The 7,382-nt window shown below is 62.5% G+C and carries 5 protein-coding genes and 2 pseudogenes; 6 read left to right on the forward strand and 1 reads right to left on the reverse strand.

Annotated elements, in window-relative coordinates; translation table 11 throughout:
* Positions 1 to 386: pseudogene (locus HMPREF2924_RS25070) on the reverse strand (glutamine synthetase); the annotation flags it as partial.
* 278 nt (positions 387 to 664) lie between these two features.
* Between HMPREF2924_RS25070 and HMPREF2924_RS25075 the strand changes: the two are divergent.
* From HMPREF2924_RS25075 to HMPREF2924_RS25100, 6 genes and pseudogenes are all read left to right on the forward strand, one after another.
* Positions 665 to 1,417 carry a gamma-glutamyl-gamma-aminobutyrate hydrolase family protein gene (locus HMPREF2924_RS25075; protein WP_003112938.1) on the forward strand — a complete coding sequence of 251 codons (753 nt, stop codon included), beginning with the start codon at positions 665 to 667 and terminating at the stop codon, positions 1,415 to 1,417.
* A 40-nt stretch (positions 1,418 to 1,457) separates the two neighbouring features.
* On the forward strand, positions 1,458 to 2,816 hold the full coding sequence (locus HMPREF2924_RS25080; RefSeq protein WP_003084290.1) for a glutamine synthetase family protein: 1,359 nt from the start codon (positions 1,458 to 1,460) through the stop codon (positions 2,814 to 2,816).
* 65 nt (positions 2,817 to 2,881) lie between these two features.
* Entirely contained in the window at positions 2,882 to 4,252 is a 1,371-nt protein-coding gene (gene spuC / locus HMPREF2924_RS25085) for a putrescine--pyruvate aminotransferase (RefSeq protein ID WP_003084297.1), read from the forward strand.
* Between the two features lie 115 nt (positions 4,253 to 4,367).
* Positions 4,368 to 5,471, forward strand: a complete 1,104-nt coding sequence (gene spuD / locus HMPREF2924_RS25090; protein WP_003084299.1) for a putrescine-binding protein SpuD — start codon at positions 4,368 to 4,370, stop codon at positions 5,469 to 5,471.
* 418 nt (positions 5,472 to 5,889) lie between these two features.
* Positions 5,890 to 6,987, forward strand: coding sequence for a spermidine-binding protein SpuE (gene spuE, locus HMPREF2924_RS25095; RefSeq protein WP_003128861.1), 1,098 nt, complete (start codon positions 5,890 to 5,892; stop codon positions 6,985 to 6,987).
* 54 nt (positions 6,988 to 7,041) lie between these two features.
* Positions 7,042 to 7,382, forward strand: a pseudogene (locus HMPREF2924_RS25100) (ATP-binding cassette domain-containing protein); the annotation flags it as partial.

Consider the following 7,382-nt stretch of genomic DNA (forward strand, 5'->3'; position numbering starts at 1 on the left):
TGGCGCAGGACTTCGCGGGGGTCGGCGAAGAACGGCTCGCCTTCCAGTTCGTGCATGGTCATCAGCAGTTGCGCGGTCGGGCGCTTCTGCCAGGGTTCCATGGAGAGGGTGCCGGGGATCGGGTAGCAGATCCGGTCGGCGTCGCCGATGTCGAGACCCAGGCCGGTACTCTCTACGGTGGAGCCGGTGATATCGAGGGCGAACAGGGAAGCGGGGAGATTGATACCTTTTTCGAAGACTTTGTTCAGACTGTTGCGTTCGATCCGCTTGCCGCGAACCACGCCATTCATGTCTGCAATAAGGAGGTCGACGAACTGGACCTCGGGATGTTCCTTGAGGAACTCGCTCGGTTCAGTGAGCTGAACGGCACGCTGGGGTACCGACATGATGCAACACCTTTTTTGTTAAAAATTTCAATCATGCGGGGGGTAGGCTATGAGTCAATCCGAAAGCCTGTGGGATGTCAATAGCCGCCAAAAACGCCCTCTTGTGGGGCGTTGAGGCCGTTTTCAGGGCATTTTCGCCGGACGAAAAGCCGAAAAAAACCTCGCGTCGAAGGGTGTTCAGGAGTGCGTGTTCAATTTTTTACAGGCCTATTGTGTAAAAAAATGAACAACGCTAAGCTCGGTCAAACCCCATAACATCTACAAACAACGGGTGTCTCATGTCTCGCCTGCCGTTAATCGGCGTCACCGCCTGCACCAAGCAGATCGGTCTTCATCCCTACCACATTGCCGGCGACAAATATCTGCGTGCCGTCGTCAACGGCGCTGGCGGTCTCCCGCTGATCATTCCTGCGCTGGGCGAGTCGATCGACCAGGCAGCCCTGCTGGACAGCGTCGACGGCTTGCTCTTCACTGGCTCGCCGTCGAACGTCGAGCCCCGTCATTATAGTGGACCGGCGAGCGAGCCCGGCACCCTCCACGACTCCGACCGCGACGCCACCACGCTGCCGCTGGTCCGCGCCGCCATCGACGCCGGCATTCCGGTCCTCGGCATCTGCCGCGGTTTCCAGGAAATGAACGTGGCTTTCGGCGGCAGCCTGCACCAGAAGGTGCACGAGGTCGGAACCTTCATGGACCACCGCGAGCCGGCCGACCAGCCGCTCGAGGTTCAGTACGCGCCGCGCCATGCCATGCATGTGCAGCCGGGCGGAGTGCTCGCCGGTATCGGCTTGCCGAGCGAGTTCCAGGTCAATTCCATCCATGGCCAGGGCGTTGATCGTCTGGCGCCGGGCCTTCGAGTAGAAGCACTGGCGCCTGACGGGTTGGTCGAAGCCATCTCCGTAGAAGGTGCAAAAGCCTTCGCTCTTGGTGTGCAATGGCACCCGGAGTGGCAGGTTCTGACGAACCCCAACTATCTCGCTATCTTCCAGGCTTTCGGTAAGGCCTGCAGCAAGAGGGCGGGGCAACGTTGAGTCCGGCTGTTGGGGCCGGACTCTCAACCCTGAGGTCTTTATGACTACCAAGTTAGACCAGCTGACCAGCTGGCTGAAGGAACGCAAGATCACCGAAGTGGAATGCCTGATTTCCGATCTGACAGGCATCGCCCGCGGCAAGATCTCGCCGACCAACAAATTCATCGCGGAAAAGGGCATGCGCCTGCCGGAGAGCGTTCTGCTGCAGACCGTCACCGGCGACTACGTGGAAGACGATATTTACTACGACCTGCTCGACCCGGCCGACATCGATATGGTCTGCCGCCCGGACGAGAATGCCGTGTTCCTCGTCCCCTGGGCCATCGAGCCCACCGCGATGGTGATCCACGACACCTTCGACAAGCTCGGCAATCCCATCGAGCTGTCGCCGCGCAACATCCTCAAGCGCGTGTTGAAGATGTATGCCGACAAGGGCTGGCGGCCGATCGTGGCGCCAGAGATGGAGTTCTACCTGACCAAGCGCAGCGACGACCCCGACTATCCGCTGCAGGCCCCGGTGGGCCGCTCCGGACGCCAGGAAACCGGGCGCCAGTCGTTCTCCATCGACGCCGCCAACGAGTTCGACCCGCTGTTCGAGGACATGTACGACTGGTGCGAGGCCCAGGGCCTTGACCTGGATACGCTGATCCACGAGGAAGGCACCGCGCAGATGGAGATCAACTTCCGTCATGGCGACGCCCTCGACCTGGCCGACCAGATCCTGGTGTTCAAGCGCACCATGCGCGAGGCCGCGCTCAAGCACAACGTCGCCGCGACCTTCATGGCCAAGCCGATGACCGGCGAGCCGGGCAGCGCGATGCACCTGCACCAGAGCATCGTCGACGTGAAGACCGGCAAGAACATCTTCTCCAATGCCGACGGCACCATGAGCGAGCTGTTCCTGCACCATATCGGCGGCCTGCAGAAGTTCATCCCGGAAGTGCTGCCGCTGTTCGCGCCCAACGTGAACTCGTTCCGCCGCTTCCTGCCCGATACCTCGGCGCCGGTGAACGTCGAGTGGGGCGAAGAGAACCGTACCGTCGGCCTGCGCGTGCCGGACTCCAGCCCGGAGAACCGCCGGGTCGAGAACCGTCTCGCCGGCGCCGACGCCAACCCTTACCTGGCGCTGGCTGCCAGCCTGCTGTGCGGCTACATCGGCATGGTCGAAGGCATCAAGCCGAGCGCCCAGGTCAAAGGTCGCGGCTATGAACGCCGCAACCTGCGCCTGCCGCTGACGATCGAAGCGGCGCTGGAGCGCATGGAGAACTGCAAGCCCCTCGAGCAGTATCTCGGCAGCAAGTTCATCAGCGGCTACGTCGCGGTGAAGCGCGCGGAGCACGAGAATTTCAAGCGGGTAATCAGCTCCTGGGAGCGGGAATTCCTCCTGCTTTCCGTTTGATCCTGACCGGGGGCGGCCGGCGTGGTCCGCCGCTCCCGGACAGTCTTGAATAGAAGAGGTGTGACATGAACAGCCAAATCACCAACGCCAAGACCCGTGAGTGGCAGGCGTTGAGCCGCGACCACCATCTGCCGCCGTTCACCGACTACAAGCAGTTGAACGAGAAGGGCGCGCGGATCATCACCAAGGCCGAAGGCGTCTATATCTGGGACAGCGAGGGCAACAAGATCCTCGATGCGATGGCCGGCCTCTGGTGCGTCAACGTCGGCTACGGCCGCGAGGAGCTGGTCCAGGCCGCCACCCGGCAGATGCGCGAGTTGCCGTTCTACAACCTGTTCTTCCAGACCGCCCACCCGCCGGTGGTCGAGCTGGCCAAGGCGATCGCCGACGTCGCTCCGGAAGGCATGAACCACGTGTTCTTCACCGGCTCCGGCTCCGAGGCCAACGACACCGTGCTGCGTATGGTCCGCCACTATTGGGCGACCAAGGGCCAGCCGCAGAAGAAAGTGGTGATCGGCCGCTGGAACGGCTACCACGGCTCCACCGTCGCCGGCGTCAGCCTGGGCGGCATGAAGGCGTTGCATGAGCAGGGTGATTTCCCCATCCCGGGCATCGTCCACATCGCCCAGCCCTACTGGTACGGCGAGGGCGGCGACATGTCGCCGGACGAGTTCGGCGTCTGGGCCGCCGAGCAGCTGGAGAAGAAGATTCTCGAAGTGGGCGAGGAAAACGTCGCCGCCTTCATCGCCGAGCCGATCCAGGGCGCCGGCGGCGTGATCGTCCCGCCGGACACCTACTGGCCGAAGATCCGCGAGATCCTCGCCAAGTACGACATCCTGTTCATCGCCGACGAAGTGATCTGCGGCTTCGGCCGTACCGGCGAGTGGTTCGGCAGCCAGTACTACGGCAACGCCCCGGACCTGATGCCGATCGCCAAGGGCCTCACCTCCGGCTACATCCCCATGGGCGGGGTGGTGGTGCGCGACGAGATCGTCGAAGTGCTCAACCAGGGCGGCGAGTTCTACCACGGCTTCACCTATTCCGGTCACCCGGTGGCGGCCGCCGTGGCCCTGGAGAACATCCGCATCCTGCGCGAAGAGAAGATCATCGAGAAGGTGAAGGCGGAAACGGCACCGTATTTGCAGAAACGCTGGCAGGAGCTGGCCGACCACCCGTTGGTGGGCGAAGCGCGCGGGGTCGGCATGGTCGCCGCCCTGGAGCTGGTCAAGAACAAGAAGACCCGCGAGCGTTTCACCGACAAGGGCGTCGGGATGCTGTGCCGGGAACATTGTTTCCGCAACGGTTTGATCATGCGCGCGGTGGGCGACACTATGATTATCTCGCCGCCGCTGGTGATCGATCCGTCGCAGATCGATGAGTTGATCACCCTGGCGCGCAAGTGCCTCGATCAGACCGCCGCCGCCGTCCTGGCTTGAGTCCCTGAGCGGACTTTTGCCAGACTGCGCCAGTGCGTTGGCCAGGCTCACCGGGTGGTGACGCGATCGGTTGCGCCACCGCCCGGATACTTCAACAAAAATGGAGCTACCCCGCATGATGAAACGTTTCGGTAAGACCCTGCTCGCCCTGACCTTGGCGGGCTCTGTGGCCGGTATGGCGCAGGCTGCGGACAACAAGGTACTGCACGTCTACAACTGGTCCGACTACATCGCGCCGGACACCCTGGAGAAGTTCACCAAGGAAACCGGGATCAAGGTCGTCTACGACGTCTACGACAGCAACGAAGTGCTGGAAGCCAAGTTGCTGGCGGGCAAGTCCGGGTACGACGTGGTGGTGCCGTCCAACTCCTTCCTCGCCAAGCAGATCAAGGCCGGGGTCTACCAGAAGCTCGACAAGTCCAAGCTGCCGAACTGGAAGAACCTGAACAAGGACCTGATGCACACCCTAGAAGTCAGCGACCCGGGCAACGAGCATGCGATTCCCTACATGTGGGGCACCATCGGCATCGGCTACAACCCGGACAAGGTCAAGGCGGCCTTCGGCGACAATGCGCCGGTGGATTCCTGGGACCTGGTATTCAAGCCGGAGAACATCCAGAAGCTGAAGCAGTGCGGCGTCAGCTTCCTCGACTCGCCGACCGAGATTCTCCCGGCGGCCCTGCACTATCTCGGCTACAAGCCGGACACCGACAATCCCAAGGAACTCAAGGCGGCCGAAGAGCTGTTCCTGAAGATCCGTCCCTACGTCACCTACTTCCACTCGTCGAAGTACATTTCCGACCTGGCCAACGGCAACATCTGCGTCGCCATCGGCTACTCCGGCGACATCTACCAGGCCAAGTCCCGCGCCGAAGAGGCGAAGAACAAGGTCACCGTCAAGTACAACATTCCCAAGGAAGGCGCCGGCAGCTTCTTCGACATGGTCGCCATTCCCAAGGACGCCGAGAACACCGAGGGCGCCCTGGCCTTCGTCAACTTCCTGATGAAGCCGGAAATCATGGCCGAGATCACCGACGTGGTTCAGTTCCCCAACGGCAACGCGGCGGCCACCCCGCTGGTGTCCGAGGCGATCCGCAACGACCCGGGCATCTACCCGAGCGAAGAGGTCATGAAGAAGCTGTATACCTTCCCCGACCTGCCGGCCAAGACCCAGCGGGCGATGACCCGCAGCTGGACCAAGATCAAGTCCGGCAAGTGATCCGCGAGGAGCCCGGCGGCGCCTGAAGCCGCCGGCGCTCCGGCACGAGAGAACCGGAACGCGGCCGGGCTTCCTCCGGCCACGCTCCCCTGCGAAGAGGTTCGACTCTTTTGCCCGTTCGTCCAGACGCTTCCTCCTGGGGGCCCGACGACCGGACGCAGTATCGACGACGAAGACGCTGCCATGGGCGCTGCGCCAATCTGCCGCGCCGGGGCCGGTCGTGTCGCTCGCACCGGGGCCGAGGGCCCGGAAAACCTGAAACCAACACGCCGGTAGGGAACCCAGCTCACTCATGTTTCCCGGCGGAATCGTCGGGTTGTCATGAAACCCGAGTGATCTGGGCTTACATCGGCACTTGAAGAACACGGGTCGAACAGGCAGGGTGCTGCCGTGAAAAGGCCCGGAACAGGAGTCGGACATGCAACATTCCATTGGCAAGACACTGCTGGTAGCCGCTCTGGCTACGGCGATCGCGGGCCCCGTGCAGGCGGAGAAGAAGAGCCTGCACATCTATAACTGGACCGATTACATCGCTCCCACCACCCTCAAGGACTTCACCAAGGAGAGCGGGATCGAGGTCAGCTACGACGTCTTCGACTCCAACGAGACCCTCGAGGGCAAGCTGGTCTCCGGCCACTCCGGTTACGACATCGTGGTGCCGTCGAACAACTTCCTCGGCAAGCAGATCCAGGCCGGTGCCTTCCAGAAGCTGGACAAGAGCAAGCTGCCGAACTGGAAGAACCTCGATCCGACGCTGCTCAAGCAGCTGGAGGTCAGCGACCCGGGCAACCAGTACGCGGTTCCCTACCTGTGGGGCACCAACGGCATCGGTTACAACGTGGCCAAGGTCAAGGAAGTCCTCGGCGACCAGCCGATCGACTCCTGGGCCATCCTCTTCGAGCCGGAGAACATGAAGAAGCTCGCCAAGTGCGGCGTAGCCTTCATGGACAGCGGCGACGAGATGCTGCCCGCCGCCCTCAACTACCTGGGGCTGGACCCCAACACCCACGACCCGAAGGACTACAAGAAGGCCGAGGAAGTCCTGACCAAGGTTCGCCCCTACGTCAGCTACTTCCACTCCTCCAAGTACATCTCCGACCTGGCCAACGGCAACATCTGCGTCGCCTTCGGCTATTCCGGGGACGTCTTCCAGGCCGCTGCCCGCGCCGAAGAGGCCGGCAAGGGCATCGACATCCAGTACGTGATTCCCAAGGAAGGCGCCAACCTGTGGTTCGACCTGATGGCGATTCCCGCCGATGCCAAGGCCGCCGATAACGCCTACGCGTTCATCGACTACCTGCTGCGTCCGGAGGTGATCGCCAAGGTCAGCGACTACGTCGGCTACGCCAACGCGATACCGGGGGCCCGCCCGCTGATGGACAAGAGCGTCAGCGACAGCGAGGAGGTGTATCCGCCGCAGGCCGTGCTCGACAAGCTCTACGTTTCCGCCGTGTTGCCGGCCAAGGTGCTGCGCCTGCAGACCCGTACCTGGACCCGGATCAAGACCGGCAAATAAGTTCAAATTCCGCCCGGTAGCGTGACCGGGCTCAACGACTTGGGAGTTGTGGTAATGGCGATAGCCTCCGGTGCCTACAAGAAAGCCCTAGAGGGCAACCAGCAGCCGAAAGAGGTGCTGGTAAAGATCGACCGGGTAACCAAGCAGTTCGACGAGACGCTGGCGGTGGACACCGTGTCCCTGACCATCAACAAGGGCGAGATCTTCGCCCTGCTCGGCGGCTCCGGCTCGGGTAAATCCACCCTGTTGCGCATGCTCGCCGGTTTCGAGCGGCCCACCGAGGGGCGGATCTTCCTCGATGGCCAGGACATCACCGACCTGCCGCCCTACGAGCGGCCGATCAACATGATGTTCCAGTCCTATGCGCTGTTCCCGCACATGAGCGTGGCGCAGAA

Origin of the sequence: Pseudomonas sp. HMSC063H08, assembly GCF_001813645.1 — a bacterium.
Lineage (GTDB): Bacteria > Pseudomonadota > Gammaproteobacteria > Pseudomonadales > Pseudomonadaceae > Pseudomonas > Pseudomonas aeruginosa.